Source organism: Thiolapillus sp. (assembly GCF_048562965.1).
GTDB lineage: Bacteria > Pseudomonadota > Gammaproteobacteria > Chromatiales > Chromatiaceae > Thiolapillus > Thiolapillus brandeum_A.
Genome location: NZ_JBHNMF010001473.1, coordinates 1 through 611 on the forward strand (window position 1 = coordinate 1; position 611 = coordinate 611).

Below are 611 nucleotides of genomic sequence, written 5' to 3' on the forward strand. Positions count from 1 at the left end.
CCTGCATTCACCGGAAGTCCTTCGAGAATGAACCCATGCGTCAGGCCACCAGCTCCACAGAATAGATCCACACAAGAAACGCCATCATTTTGCTTTTTCATGCCGATGTGCCTCTTCCTTCCTTCATCACCCACCTACACATCTCCAAGAAAGTACATCACAAGCGTGTCTTCGACCTCGTGATAGATTTTGGGACATCCCAGTCCCCAAAATCGACTCGGCCTTTGACAACCTATTCGTGCCCCAGCCGTCCTGGTCACCCAGCACTATGCAACAACTTCGCAAGCTCGTTGCTGCTCCGTACTTGTCTCCCAGTGACTGGACGCTGCGTTTGGATGCCTACTTTGCTTTCCCTCTGGCGCTATGCGCACGACGGGTAAGCAGTGCGGCCTCGCGGCTACTGGGGTCTACCAGCCCTCGCTTCGCTCTCCATGGCTGGCAGCGTATGAGCTTGAAGGCAAACTCTTTCCAAGAATCGCTGAACCATAGCCAAGGAATCAGCCACATTCTACTACATGAAGTAGATATCGAGTGAAGTCCTTGCTTCCACTATGCTGTCATAGACTTTCAGATAGACATCCTCTTTTTGTTTTTCTCCATTTTTTCTTGCG

At 51.1% G+C, this 611-nt stretch carries 2 protein-coding genes; both read left to right on the forward strand.

Features of this window, described 5'->3' with window-relative positions; translation table 11 throughout:
- The first annotated feature begins 179 nt into the window (after nt 1–179).
- Nucleotides 180–380, forward strand: coding sequence for a hypothetical protein (locus ACOCD2_RS25000; RefSeq protein WP_294031623.1), 201 nt, complete (start codon nt 180–182; stop codon nt 378–380).
- Nucleotides 364–489 carry a hypothetical protein gene (locus ACOCD2_RS25005; RefSeq protein WP_419626364.1) on the forward strand — a complete coding sequence of 42 codons (126 nt, stop codon included), beginning with the start codon at nt 364–366 and terminating at the stop codon, nt 487–489. Before ACOCD2_RS25000 ends, ACOCD2_RS25005 begins: the two co-directional genes overlap by 17 nt.
- Nucleotides 490–611 lie beyond the last annotated feature (122 nt).

Excerpts from the sequence above, each read along its gene's own strand:
- ACOCD2_RS25005 (WP_419626364.1), top strand. The coding sequence starts at position 364 with ATGCGCACGACGGGTAAGCAGTGCGGCCTCGCGGCTACTGGGGTCTAC.